This is a genomic window from Pseudomonas putida, assembly GCF_026625125.1.
Taxonomy (GTDB): domain Bacteria; phylum Pseudomonadota; class Gammaproteobacteria; order Pseudomonadales; family Pseudomonadaceae; genus Aquipseudomonas; species Aquipseudomonas putida_X.
The window spans coordinates 4,044,972-4,061,529 of record NZ_CP113097.1; the positions used below are offsets into that span (position 1 = coordinate 4,044,972).

At 63.4% G+C, this 16,558-nt stretch carries 14 protein-coding genes; 6 read left to right on the top strand and 8 right to left on the bottom strand.

Features of this window, described 5'->3' with window-relative positions; all coding sequences use genetic code 11:
* Nucleotides 1-47 precede the first annotated feature (47 nt).
* The 3 genes from OSW16_RS18640 to OSW16_RS18650 form a co-directional block, all read right to left on the bottom strand.
* Nucleotides 48-1,439 (bottom strand): aspartate aminotransferase family protein, encoded by a 1,392-nt coding sequence (locus OSW16_RS18640; RefSeq protein ID WP_267817490.1) that lies wholly within the window; start codon nt 1,437-1,439, stop codon nt 48-50.
* Between the two features lie 360 nt (nt 1,440-1,799).
* Nucleotides 1,800-3,122, bottom strand: a complete 1,323-nt coding sequence (locus tag OSW16_RS18645) for an ATP-binding protein (protein WP_267817492.1) — start codon at nt 3,120-3,122, stop codon at nt 1,800-1,802.
* Nucleotides 3,119-3,802: a response regulator transcription factor gene (locus OSW16_RS18650; RefSeq protein ID WP_016393078.1), complete on the bottom strand. Its 684-nt coding sequence runs from the start codon at nt 3,800-3,802 to the stop codon at nt 3,119-3,121. Before OSW16_RS18650 ends, OSW16_RS18645 begins: the two co-directional genes overlap by 4 nt.
* Nucleotides 3,803-4,052: 250 nt before the next feature.
* Here OSW16_RS18650 and OSW16_RS18655 point away from each other — a divergent pair, with 250 nt between their 5' ends.
* The 3 genes from OSW16_RS18655 to OSW16_RS18665 all read left to right on the top strand — a co-directional run bounded on the left by OSW16_RS18655 (nt 4,053) and on the right by OSW16_RS18665 (nt 6,746).
* Entirely contained in the window at nt 4,053-5,396 is a 1,344-nt protein-coding gene (locus OSW16_RS18655; protein WP_267817523.1) for a DUF6861 domain-containing protein, read from the top strand.
* 18 nt (nt 5,397-5,414) lie between these two features.
* Entirely contained in the window at nt 5,415-6,032 is a 618-nt protein-coding gene (locus tag OSW16_RS18660) for a GAD-like domain-containing protein (RefSeq protein ID WP_267817525.1), read from the top strand.
* Between the two features lie 93 nt (nt 6,033-6,125).
* Nucleotides 6,126-6,746: a GAD-like domain-containing protein gene (locus OSW16_RS18665; protein ID WP_267817527.1), complete on the top strand. Its 621-nt coding sequence runs from the start codon at nt 6,126-6,128 to the stop codon at nt 6,744-6,746.
* Between the two features lie 14 nt (nt 6,747-6,760).
* Here the strand turns inward: OSW16_RS18665 and OSW16_RS18670 are convergent, their stop codons facing one another.
* The 5 genes from OSW16_RS18670 to OSW16_RS18690 are packed head-to-tail and all read right to left on the bottom strand — an operon-like array spanning nt 6,761 to nt 12,873.
* A complete protein-coding gene (locus tag OSW16_RS18670; RefSeq protein ID WP_267817529.1) occupies nt 6,761-7,327 on the bottom strand; it encodes a nucleotidyltransferase family protein in 567 nt (188 codons plus the stop codon).
* Complete coding sequence (locus OSW16_RS18675) at nt 7,324-8,295, bottom strand: XdhC family protein (protein ID WP_267817531.1); 972 nt, start codon at nt 8,293-8,295, stop codon at nt 7,324-7,326. Before OSW16_RS18675 ends, OSW16_RS18670 begins: the two co-directional genes overlap by 4 nt.
* Before the next feature lie 3 nt (nt 8,296-8,298).
* Nucleotides 8,299-9,510 carry a c-type cytochrome gene (locus OSW16_RS18680; RefSeq protein WP_418942020.1) on the bottom strand — a complete coding sequence of 404 codons (1,212 nt, stop codon included), beginning with the start codon at nt 9,508-9,510 and terminating at the stop codon, nt 8,299-8,301.
* Nucleotides 9,511-9,512: 2 nt separating this feature from the next.
* Entirely contained in the window at nt 9,513-10,049 is a 537-nt protein-coding gene (locus OSW16_RS18685) for a (2Fe-2S)-binding protein (RefSeq protein WP_241804480.1), read from the bottom strand.
* Nucleotides 10,042-12,873, bottom strand: coding sequence for a xanthine dehydrogenase family protein molybdopterin-binding subunit (locus OSW16_RS18690; protein WP_267817533.1), 2,832 nt, complete (start codon nt 12,871-12,873; stop codon nt 10,042-10,044). The genes OSW16_RS18685 and OSW16_RS18690 overlap by 8 nt, the downstream gene beginning before the upstream one ends.
* Nucleotides 12,874-13,138: 265 nt before the next feature.
* On the opposite strand from OSW16_RS18690, the gene dsbD reads away from it, so the two are divergent.
* From dsbD to dsbG, 3 genes are read left to right on the top strand one after another with little or no spacing between them, the layout of a single operon-like run.
* Nucleotides 13,139-14,851, top strand: coding sequence for a protein-disulfide reductase DsbD (dsbD, locus tag OSW16_RS18695; protein ID WP_267817535.1), 1,713 nt, complete (start codon nt 13,139-13,141; stop codon nt 14,849-14,851).
* Nucleotides 14,851-15,687 carry a TlpA family protein disulfide reductase gene (locus OSW16_RS18700; RefSeq protein WP_241804483.1) on the top strand — a complete coding sequence of 279 codons (837 nt, stop codon included), beginning with the start codon at nt 14,851-14,853 and terminating at the stop codon, nt 15,685-15,687. The genes dsbD and OSW16_RS18700 overlap by 1 nt, the downstream gene beginning before the upstream one ends.
* Before the next feature lies 1 nt (nt 15,688).
* Nucleotides 15,689-16,447, top strand: a complete 759-nt coding sequence (dsbG, locus tag OSW16_RS18705) for a thiol:disulfide interchange protein DsbG (RefSeq protein WP_267817538.1) — start codon at nt 15,689-15,691, stop codon at nt 16,445-16,447.
* Nucleotides 16,448-16,558 lie beyond the last annotated feature (111 nt).

Here is a 16,558-nt window from a genome sequence, read left to right on the forward strand (position 1 = left end):
GGAAAGCGGGCTTGCCGAGAAATGGGGCGCAGCGCGCCCCTCAGGGGTCAGACCGCCGCAGCCAGGGCCTGCGCAAAGCGCTGCGCCACCTCATCGACCTGCTGCGCAGTGATGATCAGCGGCGGCAGGAAGCGCACCACCGCACCGTGGCGCCCACCCAGCTCCAGAATGAGCCCGCGTTTGAGGCATTCGCGCTGCACCTTGGGTGCCAGTTCGCGATTGGCCGGCGGGTGGCCCAGCACGTCGCGCTGGCCCTGCACATCGACCAGCTCGACCCCGAGCATCAGGCCACGCCCACGGATATCGCCCAACTGCGGATAGTCGCGTTGCAGCCGCTGCAGGTGATCACGCAGGCGCCGGCCCATGGCCTCGGCATGCTCGGCCAGGCGATGCTCGACCAGGTAGTTGATCACCGCCGAACCCGCGGCCATGGCCATCTGGTTACCACGGAACGTGCCGGCATGGGCGCCCGGCTTCCAGGTGTCGAGCCAGTCGCGGTACACCACCACCGCCAGCGGCAGGCTGCCACCAATGGCCTTGGACAGGGTGACCACATCGGGCACGATGCCGGCGTGTTCGAAGGCGAACATCCGCCCGGTACGGGCAAAACCGCTTTGAATCTCATCGACGATCAGTGCCACGCCGGCCTGCTCGGTGATGCGCCGCACCCCCTTGAGCCATTCGACATCGGCAGGTATCACCCCGCCTTCGCCCTGCACCACCTCCAGGATCACGGCAGCGGGCAGCGGCACGCCACTTTCAGGGTCCAGCAGCAGGTTTTCCAGGTAATGCAGGTTGGCCTTGACCCCGGCTTCGCCACCCAGGCCGAACGGGCAGCGGTAATCGTAGGGGTACGGCATGAACTGCACCCCGTTGGCCAACAAGGCACCCAGCGGTTGCTTGGGGCCATGGCTGCCCATCAGGCTCAGCGCGCCCTGACTCATGCCATGGTAGGCGCCCTGGAAGGCCAGCACGGTGCTGCGCCCGGTGGCGCTGCGCACCAGCTTGAGCGCCGCCTCCACGGCGTCGGTCCCGGTCGGGCCACAGAACTGCACCTTGGCCTCACGGCGCAGCGCCTCGGGCAGGATGCCGAACAGGTCCTGAACGAAGCGATCCTTGACCGGCGTGGTCAGGTCGAGTGTGTGCAAGGGGATTTCATCGGCCAGGACACGCTGGATGGCCTCGATCACCACCGGGTGGTTATGGCCCAGGGCCAAGGTACCGGCGCCAGCCAGGCAGTCGATGAACTGCCTGCCCTCGACATCTTCGACATGGATGCCACGGGCGCGCTTGAGCGCCAACGGGATACGCCGCGGATAGCTGCGGGCGTTGGATTCCTGTTGCTGCTGGCGTTGCAGCAGGGGCGACTCGGTGAACTCGTACAGCGGTTGCGGCGCGCTGGCCGGCAGGACCTGGGCAAGGCTGGAAGCGGTCGACATGGGTAAATCCTCGCAAGCAAGCGAATGTGCGGGTAGTTGTCGCTTGGAAAACGCTTGGCTGGGGGGAGGATTTAGCGCTTGTTGTGGGATTTTTTGTGGCCTGTGCTGCCCAGTCGCCGGCAAGCCGGCGCCCACGGCGACCGTAGCGCTGCTCTGGACTGCGCGCCCAATGTCAGACCGTTAGCGTGATCAGGGCTGCTGCGCAGCCCATCGCCGGCAAGCCGGCTCCCACAAGGTACTGCGCTGGCCCCAAAAACTGCAGCAAGTGCTGCAACTGCTGCAACTGCTGCAACTGCTGCAACTGCCGCAGCCCAGTGGGAGCCGGCTTGCCGGCGATAGGGCCGGTACAGCCGGCGCAGATCAAGCGCCCGAGCGCGCCGGCACTTGCAGCACCACCCGCAAGCCATCGCTCTGGCTGTCGAAGCGCAAGCTGCCGGCACAGCGCTGCACGATCGCCTGGACGATCGCCAACCCCAGCCCGCAGCCACCGCTCTGGCCGTTGCGCCAGAAACGCTCGGTCAAGTGCTGCAGGTCATCAGCGGCAATACCAGGCCCATGGTCGCGCACCATGAAGCCAATCTGCCCATCGGCCATCTGCACCTCCAGTTCCACTTCCGAGTCACCGCCATGGCGCAAGGCGTTGTCCAGCAAGTTGCGCAGCGCCGCCACCGCCAGCGGTGCCGGCATACCGAGGTAGATGCGCGTGGCCTCCTCCGGCAGGCGCACGACGATGCGCCGGTTATCACCCCCACCGGCATCCTGCACCGCCTGCCGGGCGACCTGTTCGGCGCTGCACTGCACGCCATCTTCGAACGACAGGCTGCCTTCGACCCGCGCCAGCAGCAGCAGTTGTTCCAGGGTCCGGTGCATGCGGTCGGTGCCCTGTTCTGCATGCGCCAGCGCCTGCTCGCGCACTGCGCCATCGGTCATGCGGGCCACCTGCAGGTGGGTCTTGATCGCCGTCAGCGGGCTGCGCAGTTCATGCGCGGCGTCGTCGGTCAGCCGGCGTTCGCGCTCCAGGGTCTGGGCGATGCGCAGAAACAGCTGGTTCTGGGTGTCGAGCAAGGGTTGCAACTCACTGGGCAAGCCCGCCACCTGCAACGGCTCCACGCTGTCGGCTCGCCGCCTGCGCAAGGCGTCACGCATACGATTGAGCGGCTCCAGGCCTTTGCCCAGGCCGATCCACACAAGCCCCAGGCTGCCGAGCAAAGCCATCAGCACCGGCGCCGAGGCGGCCAGCAGGATGGACTGGTTGAGCGCCTCGCGCTCCATGTGGCGGTCGGCAGTGGTGATGCGCACATCGCCATGGTTGTAGGTGAAGGTACGCCACAGCGCGCCGTCGATGGTCTGGTCGCGGAAGCCGCTCTGTTCATCGTCCATGCCCCCATCATGCTTGTGGTTGCTGGCAAGGATCTCGCCGCGCAGCGAGCTGACCTGGCAGGCCATGCCGTCGGGCACAGTGAACTGGTCGGCGGAAAAATGCGCCTCTTCGCCCTTGGCGCTCAGAGGCTTGGGCAACTGATCGATCAGCCCCGCGACCATGCGCGCTGACGCCACCAGGCGCTGGTCGAGGGAGAACATCATCTGCTGGCGCAGGTCGCGCAGCATCCAGGCAGCCGCGAGCACCCAGATGATGATGAACGCACTGCCCAGAATCAGGCTCAGGCGCACCCGCAGGCTCATGATGCAGCTTCCTCTGGCGCCTGCGCCGGGCCAAGGCGGTAACCCAGGCCGCGCACGGTCTCGACGATGCTGTTGCCAAGCTTGCGGCGCAGATGATGGATATGCACGTTGAGGGCGTTGCTTTCGACCTCGTCACTGAAGCCGTACACGCAGTCCTTGAGCTGCTCGCTGGACAGCACCCGACCAGGGTTCTGCAGCAGGGCCTGGAGCAAGGCCTGCTCACGCCGCGACAGGTCGACCGGCTGACCGGCCAGGGTCGCTTCGCAGCTGCTGGGGTCGTAGCGCAGCGGGCCATGCTCGATCACGTTCACCGCCCGCCCCGCGACCCGCCGCAGCAAGGTGTGCAGGCGCGCGGCCAGCTCGCGCAGGTCGAAGGGCTTGAGCAGGTAGTCGTCGGCACCGGCCTGCAGGCCGTCGACTCGATCAGTGACCGCATCGCGGGCGGTGAGCACCAGCACCGGCAGGTCGATGCCCTGCTGACGCAGGCGGCGCAACAGTTTGAGGCCGTCTTCGTCGGGCAGGCCGAGGTCAAGGATCATCACATCGAACTGCGCCGCCTGGAGCATGGCCCGGGCGGCAGCGGCGTTGGCTACGCGGTCGACGGTCAAGCCTTGGGCAGTGAGGCCGGCGCAGATGCCGCTGGCGATCAGGTCGTCGTCCTCGCAGAGCAAAACGTGCATGGTGGGGGCTCCCGCAGTGGTGTGGCTGGCATTGCACTATGAAGGGATTAACGGGGGATTATGGGCCTTTTTCGGGCCATGGTGGGCATGCCGTTCAAGGCCGGTGAGCTCAGGCAGGGGCATCGGTCTTTTTGCACCATGATCATCTCCATTCGAAGACGATAAAGACTTTTCCTACAAGAACCACGGAAATGATTACTTCCAAACCATGATGTGATTTCCCCTGCACAGCGCTGTCAGGGAGACACACATGTTTCTGAGCCACCTGGTGCCGTCATGGCACGAGATCGAGTCACGGGTCATCGATAAAGTGGGCTATCAGGGAGGCGCCCATTTCCGCACCCACCATAACCAGCCAGTGGCTTCACTGTCACTCAACCTACGCCGACTCAGGGCGGTGCAGTCTGCCTTCAACCAGGCCGAATGGCAGGCCGCGCACATGCTGCGCCAGCGCTTCGCCGACCTGAACATCGCCGTCATCATTGACGAACTGCTGATCGTCGTCAGGCAGATGGCGATGATCGTTGTCGGCAGCACGTTAACCGGCGGCGCCATTGGCGCCGGGATCGGGGCATTCGGCGCCGGTGCAGGGGCCATCCCCTTGGCCGGCACTGGCGCGACAGTGGGCCTCAAGGTCAGTGGCTGGATCCTGGGTGCACTGGGACTTGCCTCCATTGCCGAGTTCTTTATCGATGGTTTGCCCCGGATCGGCGAGTACTACATCGATGGCATCCGCATCGCCTGGGAGGGCACACGGGACGAAAGCCTTAACCCTTTCGGGCGGGATGATCCGCATGCAATTTCCAGGGCGGCCCATCACATTGCCTTGGGCCATGTGGAAGTGGTGGTTCTGCTATTGGGGGCAATGGTTTCGTACCTCACACGCGGTCGGGGCGATGCCCGGGTGCTGGCGCAGGAGATGGCGGCCAGCAGCAAGGGGGCGCGGCTTGGGCAATGGATGCTAAAGCATGAAGAAGGGCTGAAGAACCGGCCGGATTTGCAGGTGCCGGAGCGGCGTAAGGGGGCGCTGGATCATCCGCAGCCTGCGCAGGCGAATCGCCCTGCGGGGAAGGACAAGGAGTCTTCCCAGGGCAAGCCCAAAAGCATGCCGTTGCATACTGTGGCTTGCTTCAAGGCGGATAAATTGCCAGCCTCTAAGCACATTGAGTTTGAACGGCAACTGAAGGGACAGCAGGATGGGCTAAATCGCCTCACAGTTGAGGAATTCTTGGAAAATATTGCTAACCCTGCAAAGCGGGACCCAAACATAGCCAGAAAAGCAAGAAAGAAATTGTATGATGATCTAAGAAAGAGGGCTTATCGAGATTTGGCTGAGCAGATGAATCCTATCGAAGCAAAAAAACTGTCAACAAAACAGGCCAAAGAAACAATGTCTTCACTTGCAGCATTGCATAATCCAGACTTGATCGCCGGCGGCAAAGACCTCATTAGTGATTTTGGCGACAGGCAAGTCAATTCGAGCATAGGCCCTCAGTGGAAAAGCAAAATTGGAGTACTCGTGCAATCTGTCAAGCAACAGTCCAAGGCGGGAGGCGCCTCTAGCTTCCTAAACATCAAACTGCATAAGTGCTAACAAACAAGGATCATGAATATGGACGAAATCTTCTCGCTCTTCATAGAGGAAATGGGCGAACCTATATTCAGACAGGAAGTTCCTCCATCAACCATAGCACGCTACCGAAGTGTATTCCCAGAAAAATTATTGGACTACTGGATCGAGCACGGCTGGTGCGGGTATGGCGACGGGATATTTTGGACAGTTAATCCTCAGGACTACGAAGGTGTAGTTGCCTCACTCATAGAAGGTACACCACTCCAAGGCCGAGATAACTATCACATCATCGCGCGAGGCGCTTTTGGCGACCTCTACCTATATGGCGAAAGATCCGGTTTTTCGTTAGATATCGTACCGTACACATCAAATTACTGCGGCCGAATTCAAGCATCCGCAACAAATGACTCGGACAAACAGGTACAGGGATTTTTTCTATTAATGGATCGTGAATCCAACGATTTCGGGAATTTTTTCGAGCCAGCAAAAAACAAATTAGGCAGACTTGAACCTGACGAAATTTATGGTTTTATCCCCGCACTTGCGTTCGGCGGAACACTCCGGCTTGAAAATATTCAAAAAGTCAAGACAGTGGAGCACTTGACACTACTCTCTCAGCTTTCACCCCTTGAACCCTATCCATTCTCCGATTTCTGATGGCACACAAAAGAGCCTCCGCCAAACGCTTGACAATTATCACATAACAAACAGTAGAACTTCACACACAAAACCCTAAAAAGGAATTTACCAATGAACGTAGTTTTCTCCATCTTCCTTGAAGCCTTCGGAGACCGTATAGGCCAACAACCCGTACCGCCTTCAGCCCTCGATCATTACAAAGACAAACTCCCCAACCAACTCCTCGACTACTGGAAAGAACACGGTTGGTGCGGCTACGGCAGTGGCCTTTTCTGGCTGGTAAACCCACGTGAATACGAATCCGTAGTCGATGCCTGGCTGGGTGGCACCACCCACGACACATACCACCTCATTGCCCACAGCGCTTTCGGCGAGTTGTACCTATGGGGTGAAAACACCGGCTCGCTGCTGACCATTGCGGCCTACCATTCCCGGTACTTCCTGAGTGTGCCAAGCGCCAACAGCGAAGAACGGGACAACAAAATCCAAAGCTTGCTCATGCGGGCCATGACCGAAAACATCGGCCTTGGGCTTTTCGACGAGGCCAGAAAAGCATTGGGCGATCTGGAGGCCGGCGAGATGTACGGTTTCGTACCTGCCCTGATGCTGGGAGGCTCTGCCGAGCCGGAGCGCCTTCAGCGACTGGATGCCGAAGTGCATTTGAGTCTGCTCGCGCAACTGGCTGACCTTCAGCCGTATGACCTCGACGAAGAGGAAGAAGAAAATGAATAGGCAGAACGACGTGCTCAGCGATTGATGGCTTCGGGCCGGTCCACGTCCTGCAACACTCCGGCGTCCTGCACTGCAAGCCTGATGCAACTCGCCGGGTGCGCCTTCAGCACCGAGCGCGCGCCCTCATCACCCGTCAGGCGTGAAAGCGCCGGCCAGAAATCGCGCCCGAACAACACCGGGTGCCCCTGTTGTCCGTCATGTTCTGGCAAGACGATCCTGGACAAATCGGCAACCGCGGCAAGCTGGCCCAACGTTGCCTGAGCGATCCAGGGCATATCGCCCAACAGCACCGCCACCGCCTGTGCCTCACTGTCGATCAATGAGGCAGCCCCGGCCGCCAGGCTATGCCCCATCCCCAACCCGGCATCCGGGCTGGCAATGACCCGGCATTGGCCCGGTAAACCCAGATCCTCGCCGCGCTCCCCCTCACGCAATACCACGCGAACATCGCTGAATACCGAACAGGCACGCTCGACGCTATGCACCAGCAAGCTGCGCCCATCGGCCAACGTGGCCCGGCGCTTGTCGCCACCGAAACGCACGCTGCTGCCCGCCGCCAGCACCAGCGCGACGATGCTCACAGCGCCGCCCGCTGGATGCCGTTACGCATGCGCAGGATATCGGCCAGCACTGCCAGGGCGATCTCTGCGGGGGTCTTGCTGCCCAGGTTGAGGCCGATCGGTGCGTGGATGCGCGCCAACTCGCCACTGCCCAGGCCACCGATGCGCTGCAGGCGTTCGCGACGCTTGTCGGAGGTGGCCTTGGAACCCATGACGCCAATGTAAAACGCCTCGGTACGTACTGCTTCAAGCATGGCCAAGTCATCGATTTTGGGATCATGGGTCAATGCAACCACTGCCGTGTCGGCATGGCAACCACCGTTGGCGATGAATTCCGACGGCAACTCGCGGCGCACTTCGATGCCGTGCAGCACCACGCCTTCAAGCACCTCGCTGCGCGGCTCGCAGAGGATGACTTCAAACCCCAGCCCCTTGCCGAACTCGGCGCAATACTGCGCAACGCTGGAATACCCCGCCAACAGCAGCCGCTGAGCGGCGCCCACACGCAGGCGCACACGGTTGGCAGCACGTTCGACCCTTGGGCCCTGGCACGTGTCGTCGCTGAGCCGGCGGGAGCCGTCGGGCAGGCTCACCTCGCGCAGAAGCCGCCGCTGGCCCTGCAGCGCACTTGCCAAGGCGCGCAGATGCGCCTGCACGTCGCAATCGGCCGGCAGGTTTTCCACCAGCACCTCCAGCACCCCGCCACACGGCAGGCGAATGCTAGAACGCCGGTCGCTGCCATCGCCATAGCGCACGATCGCGACCGGCTCGGGGAACTCGCCCAGGGCCACGCGCTCGAGGAAGTCGTCCTCGACGCAGCCGCCCGACAGCGAGCCCACCCACTGCCCTGCTTCGTTCACCGCCAGCAGCGAGCCCGGCGCGCGCGGCGCCGAACCGTAAGTGGCCAGCACCGTGCACAACCAGACCCGCTGGCCGTTACCCGACCACTGCATCGCCTGGTGTACAACCTGCAGATCAAGATGTTGCACGTATTACTCCGCCTTCAGCTCAGCAAGCTGTTGTACGCTCAAATCACCTGGCAATCCGCCCCAGGCCTGACGCAGGTAATTGACCATATCCGTGACCTGCTCATCACTGAGCGTGTCGGCAAAGCCCGGCATCGGCTGCATGCGCTCGAAACCTGTGAATTGCTGCTCACGGATACCGTCGAGGATGGCCTTGACCAGGTTGCGTGAATCCCCCTGACGTAGCACCGTGTTGCCCTGCATTGCCACCGCGATATGCGGCTTGCCTTCGCCGTCGACACCGTGGCAACCGGCGCAGACATTGAGGTATTGCTGGCGGCCGCGCTTGGCGCTGTCGCTGAGCTGGTCCAGGGGGACTTCCTGTATGACCTTGGCAGGCGGCGGCTGTTCACCCAACAAATAGGTGACCATGGCAGCCAGGTCGGCGTCCTTGAGGTGCTGGGTGCTGTGGTGCACCACCGGGTACATCTCGTTGAACATGCTGCCCTGGGCGCTGATACCGTGCTTGAGGAAGGTGGTGAGGTCGGGCTGGGTCCAGCCACGGTCGGCAAGGTCCTTGGCCAGCAGGCTCGGTGCCAGGTAGCCATTGAGCAGCCCGCCGGTCAGGCGCTGGTCCTGCTGCAGCGCACCAATCGGGTTACGCGGGGTATGGCACTCGCCGCAGTGGCCCATGACTTCGACCATGTACTGCCCGCGCTGCCATGCCGGGCTTTTACCTTCGGTGGGCTGTAGCTGCACGCTCTTGCCGTACAGCATGTTCCAACCCGACAGGCCCATGCGCACGTTGAACGGGAAGCTGAGCTTGGTCTGCGGTGCCGGGCGGTTGATCGGCGGCACGGTCATCAGGTACGCCAGGATCGCATCGGAGTCTTCCCGGGAGATCAGGTGGTACGAGGTGTAGGGCATGGCCGGGTACAGGTTGGCGCCGTCCTTGCGCTTGCCCTCGGTGACGGCCGCAAAGAATTCGTCGGCGGTGTAATTGCCGATACCGTACTCTTTGTCCGGGGTGATGTTGGTGCCATAGATGGTGCCGAACGGTGAGTGAATCGGCAGGCCGCCAGCATAGGGCGCGCCGCCTTCGGCGGTGTGGCAGGCCATGCAGTCGGCGGCACGGGCGAGGTATTCGCCGCGCTTGATCTGTGCCGGGTCATCGGCCTGGGCCGCCATCGATACGGCGAGGCCAAGCGCCAGCGCCAGGCTGGAACGTACGAACGCCATGCTCAACCCTCCTTGACCAGGCCGAGGTCGTTGAGGACCGTACGGGTGGCGTCGTAGTAACGCACGTAGCCAGTGCAACGGCAGATGTGGTGCCCCAGGCTCTCTTCGATACGGTCCTCCAGCTCGCTCTTCTTCACCGGCTGACGCTGGGCATTTTCCACCAGCACGGTGGCCGCGTTGACGAAGCCCGGTGCGCAGTAGCTGCACTGGAACGCGAACAGGTCGACGAACTTCTGCTGGATGGGGTTGAGCGTGAAGTTGCCGGCCTCGTCCTGCTTAGCATGGCTTTCGATGGTACGGACCTTCTTGCCGGTGAAGTAATGGGCACCGGTGATGCAGGTACGCACTTCTTCACTGGTGCCATCCGGGTTGTCGACGATCACGACGCAGGCATGGCAGATACCCTGGCCGCAGCCCAGGCGCGAGCCGGTGAGGTTCTGGTGTTCGTGCAGGTAGTCGATCATCGCCAGGTCGTCGGGGACCTCGACCGGACCGACAGGTTGACCGTTGAGGGTCAGTTGAAGCGGACGGTTAGCCATTGAGGGCCTCCTTGATGCGGGCTGGAGTAATCGGAAGGTCACGCACACGCTTGCCGATGGCATGGGCCACGGCGTTGCCGATGGCGCCGACCACCGGGATCATCACCACCTCGGCAATGCCCTTGGACGGGTCGGTGGGCGACAAGGGCGGGAGAATCTCGGACGTCTGCTTCCAGACCGCCACGTCCTTGGCATGCGGCAGGCGATAGCGGTTGAAGTTCCAGTCGCCCTCCCCCGGGCCACCCTCATGCAACGGCATCTCTTCGGTCAGCGCATGGCCAATGCCCATGGCGATGCCGCCTTCGAGCTGGCCCTTGACCAGCTCCGGCACCAGCACACGGCCGCACTCGACCCAGCTGTGATGGTTGAGGACCTGCACCTCATGGGTGCCCTTGTTCACTTTGATTTCGACGATGGTGGCCACCGGGCTGTAGTAGGTGACCATGGCGTTGTTCAACTGGGTGGCCGGGTAGGCGGCGTTCTGCCGGTCGAGCAAGTGGTAGCCGTTGCTGCTCATCTGCGCTTTCTTGGCGTTCGGCGCACCGTCGCCGTATTTCACGGCCACCGCATCGAGCGGGAAACGCTCGCGCACGCCGTCGATGACGAAGTCGGCCTCTGCCCAGCTCCAACGGTTGAAACCGTGCACGCTGACGCCGGTGACCAGGCCCATTTCGTGGGCTTTCTTCGCAAGCTCGGCGAACGGGATCGGCGCCAGGCCATTGCCGGTCAGTTCACCGTTGACCCACACCGCGTTCTCGCGGCGCACCACCAAGGGGTTGGCCTGCCCACCGAACGGGCCTTGACGCCACAGGGCCACGGCCGCCGGCCAAAGGCCATGGTTGAATAGCACGCGCGCCGCTTCGCGGGTGGCGTGGCTGAAATAGAACGCCGAGTTGGTCGCCGACGACGGCGATGCCAGCTTGCCGACCCAGCGCGGGTTGCGCAGCGCCGCGTCCTGCTCGGCCTGGCTGATCAGGTACGGGTTGCCGCTGGTGGCCAGTTGCAGTTCAGGCCACTCGGTCACTGCGGTCTTCACCTCGTCGGCCGAACGGCCGAGGAAGTCGCTGACCACCAGGGCCTGGGAAGTGGACATGCCGGTGCCCAGCTCGGTACCGATGTGGCGCAGGCTGATGCGGCCATCGGCGGTGAACTCGACGCTGGCCATCGGTGCTTCGGAACCGGTGCCGAAGTCCTTCTGGCAGATGGCGAAACCGACGCCGTACCAGTGGTCCTTGTCTTTGGCGTCCATCTCGCGCTTGCGTGCGTCACGGTTGCGCCACCAGTCGTGGGCGGCGGCCTTGTCGAGGATCTCGTGCAGGCGCAGGGCACCTGCCGGGACCGCGCCCTGGGTGTTCTTCATACCCGATTTGAGCGCGTTGGCGCGGCGCAGGTCGATGGCATCGACGCCCAGGCGCCCCGCCACTTCGTCGACCATCATTTCGGTAGCGGCCATGGTCTGCAAGGTGCCGTAGCCGCGCATGGAGCCGGCCTCGACGCCACGCGAGTGGTAGGCCGTGACGGACAGGTCGTTCTGCGGCATGTAGTAGATCGACTGCGCCGCCGTGGCGCCAACCGCAGCCACCGACGGGCTGTAGTTGATGCGGCCACCGCCATCACAGCTCATGTCGGCGCGGAAGATCTTGAAGCTGTTGTCCTTCTTGTCCACGGCCAGTTGATAGCGGATGTCGAAGGCATGGCGCTTGATGCCGCTCTGGAACTGCTCATAGCGGTCGTTGGCCAGGCGGATCGGCACACCGGCACCATACAGCGCGGCAACTGCGGCGTAGAAAACGAAGATGTTGTTGTCTTTGGAGCCATAGCCCACGGTGTAACCCGGGTGCATGTTGAGGTGGTTGAGGGCGAAGCGCGAAGGCTTGATCATGTGCACGCAGTCCTGCGCCACTTCGAACGGGCACTGGGTGGCGACCACGAAGTGCAGCGTACCGGTGCCGGCGTCGTACCAGCCATTGCCGTTGTCGGGCTCGAGCGCCGCCGGCTCGATGGAAGGCGTCTTGTAGCGCTCATCGAACACCAGCCAGTCTGCCGGCGGGTTGTCCAGTTGCTCACCGATGCGCTGGGCGTAGAACAGGCCCTGCTCGGTGAGGTCGCCGTGCTGGTTGGGCTGCTTGGACCACACCGGTTTGCGGTTGAGGATGGTCGGGAACAGCATGCTGTTCTTCAGGCTGGAGAACTCGTCCTCGTCGAACGGCGTGGCGCCGCCGACGCGCACGAAACGGAAGCTGCCGTAAGGGTCACGCTGGTACAACGGGGCCTGGGCGCCGTAGCGGATCGCCTTGTCGTTGAACTGCAGCTTGCGCTTGGCCTGGCGGAAGCGCTCGAAGTCGTTCCAGATCAGGATCGCCACCGGGTGGCCAATGAACATCGGCACCTTGCCAGGTGGCAGCAGCGGGTCAGGCGAATGGGCTTCGGGCCAGGCGATACCGTCCTTTTCCAGGTCGGCGGCGGTGACGATGCGGTCCGGCTGCAGCTCGGCGCCGAGCAGGCCGAGGTCGAAACCGGCGTAGATGCGGTCGGCCTTGGTGGTCTTGAGCAACATGGCATGCCCTTGCTGCTCGGGCCAGCCGGGCATGTCCTTGGCGCGGATGTCGCGGGCAAAGACTTTGTTGCCACAGACCTTGGACAACGCGTCGTTACGGAAACGCGCCTTGCCGTCGTGGTTCATCCACTTCTGCGGCGACGTGGTGACACGGTCCTCCATCAGCGCGGCGAAGGCCTGGCTGCCGAGCGGCGCCATGCTCACGCCGACACCGGCGATCAGGCCACCTTGCAGGAAGGAGCGCCGGGAAATATCACGGTTGGACATGCTTGATCCTCTGGGCAGGCCGCTGCCTGCCCATCTTTTGATTCTTGTGCTGGAAACGCGGAAGGATGTGACCGCCTACGCAGGACGCCCACAAAAACTGACTTTCACGTCAACTTTACAGCACTCCAATAGGTTTTGGCAAAGTCAAGCAGACAGTATGTCGCGGTATGTCCGCGCTGCTCGCGCCCGGACACGGCCACAGGTTAACTTTGGGTTAATCGGCTCAGGCCAGCATGGCCCCGTTCAACTCTGCCAAGGCGAAGACATGCGCGTCCTCCTGCTCTTCCTCACATTCCTTGTGGCCGGCCCGCTGCAGGCCAACCCGTTCGCGGTAAAACCCGACTTCCTGCCGGTGAACCAGGCGTTCGTCCTGACCCACGACCGCCAGGCCGACGGCCAGATGCGCCTTCATTTCCAGATCAAACAGGGCTACTACCTCTACCAGAAGCGCCTGAAATTCGATGGCCTGCCCGTCGAGCAGCACCCGCAACTGCCGCCAGCCCTCAACCATCACGATGAATTCTTCGGCGACAGCGCGGTGTACCGCGAGCAACTCGAACTGCTGCTCCCCGCCAACGCCGAAGGCCAGTTGCGCCTGGGCTGGCAAGGCTGCGCCGACGCCGGCCTGTGCTACCCACCGCAAACCACTGTCATCGACCTGGGCGGCAGCGCCGCGCCTGCCACCGACCAGGCCAGCGACCAAGCCCTGGCCAGCGGCCTGCAGAGCGCCAGCCTTCTCTGGAGCCTGCTGGCGTTCTTCGGCCTTGGCCTGCTGCTGGCTTTCACCCCTTGCTCGCTGCCGATGCTGCCGATCCTGGCCGGCCTGGTCATGGGCAACGGCGCCAGCGCACGCCGTGGCTGGGTGCTGGCCGGGGTCTACGTGCTGAGCATGGCGCTGGTCTATGCAGGGCTCGGCGTGGTTGCAGCGCTGCTTGGCGCCAGCCTGCAAGCCTGGTTGCAGCAGCCTTGGCTGTTGGGCAGCCTGGCGGCGCTGTTCGTGATACTTGCCCTGCCGATGTTCGGCGCTTTCGAATTGCAATTGCCAGCCGCCCTGCGTGATCGCCTGGACCGTGCCGGGCAAAGCACCCGTGGCGGCAACCTCTACGGTGCGGCGCTTCTGGGGGCCCTGTCGGGACTGCTGCTCGGGCCGTGCATGACCGCGCCGCTGGCCGGCGCCCTGCTTTACATCGCGCAGAGTGGCGATGTGCTGCAAGGCGCGCTGGTGCTGTTCAGCCTTGGCCTGGGCATGGGTGTGCCCTTGCTGTTGCTGGTCACCTTGGGCAACCGTTATCTGCCCCGCCCAGGCGCCTGGATGGAGCGGGTCAAGGGGGTGTTCGGCTTCGTGTTCCTGGCCATGGCCCTGTACACCGTCCGCAGCCTGCTCGCCGCACCGCTGCTGCTGGCCTTGAGCGGCGCCTGGCTGATTGCGCTGGGCTGGGCGGCCTGGCCGGCCCTGCAGCGTCTGCCGGCCTTGCGCGCCGTACCGTTGCTGGGCGCCTTGTGGGGCGGCCTGCTGCTGATAGGCGCTGCCGCCGGCGGCGATGACCTCTGGCAGCCGTTGCGCCCATTTGCCGGCGGGCCCGCACCTTCGGCCACTGAGCACGGCGAAGATGCGTTCGTCACCGTCAGCCGCCCGGAGGACCTGCAACGCGAGCTCGATGCGGCCAAAGCCCGTGGCCAATGGGTGATGGTCGATTACTACGCCGACTGGTGCGTATCGTGCAAAGTGATGGAAAAAAAGGTGTTTGCCCGTGACGATGTGCAAGCCAGCCTGGCCGGCGTGCGCCTGCTGCGCCTGGACGTGACCGCCGATGCCCCCGCCAGCCGTGCCCTGTTGCAGCGCTACCAGGTACCCGGCCCGCCCAGCATCCTCTGGCTCGGCCCGGAAGGCGAAGAACGCCGCGCGCGGCGCATCACCGGCGAGGTGGATGCGGCCGCCTTCCTGCAACATTGGGCCCAGACCAGGAGCCAAGGCTGATGCTGACGGTAACCCTGGGGCCCCTGACCATGGCCCTCAATCATCTGTTGATGCTCGCCGCCCTGGGCATCGCCAGCGTGGTCGGCTGGTGGGTGGCCCGGCGTGGCGGCGAAAGCCCGGAGTCGGCGCTGTTCAACCTGTTCTTGATCGGCCTGCTGTGCGCTCGCCTGGGCTTCGTGCTGGCCTACTGGCCGATGTACCGCGATGACCTGGTGCAGGTGATCGACATCCGCGACGGCGGATTCCTGCTCTGGTCGGGGCTGACCGGCGTCGTGCTCGCCAGCCTCTGGCAAGGTTGGCGCCACCCCGGGCTGCGTCGCCCACTGGGCTGGGCGCTGTTCAGTGGCGCGCTGTTCTGGGGCCTGGCCAGCCTTGGCAGCCATCTGTACAGCAAGGGCACCGAGCTGCCAGAGCTGAGCCTGCGCAATGCCAGCGGGCAATCGGTCGCGCTGCACAGCTATCGCGGCAAGCCGCTGGTGATCAACATCTGGGCGACCTGGTGCCCACCGTGCCGCCGGGAAATGCCGGTGCTGCAACACGCCCAGGGCGAGTACCCTCATGTGACGTTCCTGTTCGTCAACCAAGGCGAGACGCCGGAAAACGTCAGCACCTTCCTCGCCACCACGGGACTGAGCCTGACCCATGTGCTGTTCGACGGCACCGGTATTCTGGCCCAGCGAGTCGGTTCGATGGCCCTGCCCACCACCCTGTTCTACGACGCCAACGGGCGGCTGATCGGCAGCCACCTGGGCGAGCTGTCCCGGGCCAGCCTGCACCGTGCCCTGGAACCTTTCGAACGGGCCGCCGCGCCCGCCCCTGCCGCACAAGGAAAATGACATGCGAATGACTGCACTGCTGCCCCTGTCTCTGGCCCTGCTGGCCGCCCCGCTGGCGCAGGCCGAAACGCTGCCCAAGGCAATCGAGCAACTGCAAGCCAAGGGTGCCGTGATCAAAGGCAGCTTCGATGCACCCAATGGCCTGCGCGGTTACGCCGCCGAGTACCAGAACAACGGCATCGCCCTGTACCTCACGCCCGATGGCAAGCATGTGCTGGTCGGCAGCCTGTTTGACGAACAGGGCCAGGACCTCAGTGCCGAACCCCTGGAAAAGCTGGTGTACGGGCCTATGTCCAAGGCCATCTGGGCGAAACTGGAAAAAACCAGCTGGATCGCTGACGGTAAGGCCGATGCACCGCGCAAGGTCTACCTGTTCAGCGACCCGAACTGCCCGTACTGCAACATGTTCTGGCAGCAGGCGCGGCCATGGGTGGAATCAGGCAAGGTGCAACTGCGCCATATCATGGTCGGCATCATCCGCGAGGACAGCCCGGGCAAGTCGGCGGCACTGCTGGCCGCCAAAGACCCGGCCAAAGCGCTGGAGCAGCATGAGAAAGCAGGCAAGGCCAGTACCCTGAAAGCGCTGGACAAGGTGCCAGAGGCGGTGCAGCAGAAACTGGCGGCGAACCTGGCCTTGATGGAAGAAATGGGCTTGCAGGCCACGCCGGCGATCTTCTATCAGGATGAGCAGGGCAACCTGCAGAGCCAGCAAGGGGCACCACGGCCGGAGGCATTGGGGAAAATTCTCGGCAAGCGCTAACCTCGCCCATCCAGTGTTTTCGAGCGCCGCACACGCGGCGCTCGAGTTCAGAGGTGGGGCACAAAGCAGGGGATCTACCCGCAAAGAGGCCGCTACGGGTCAATCCGTACC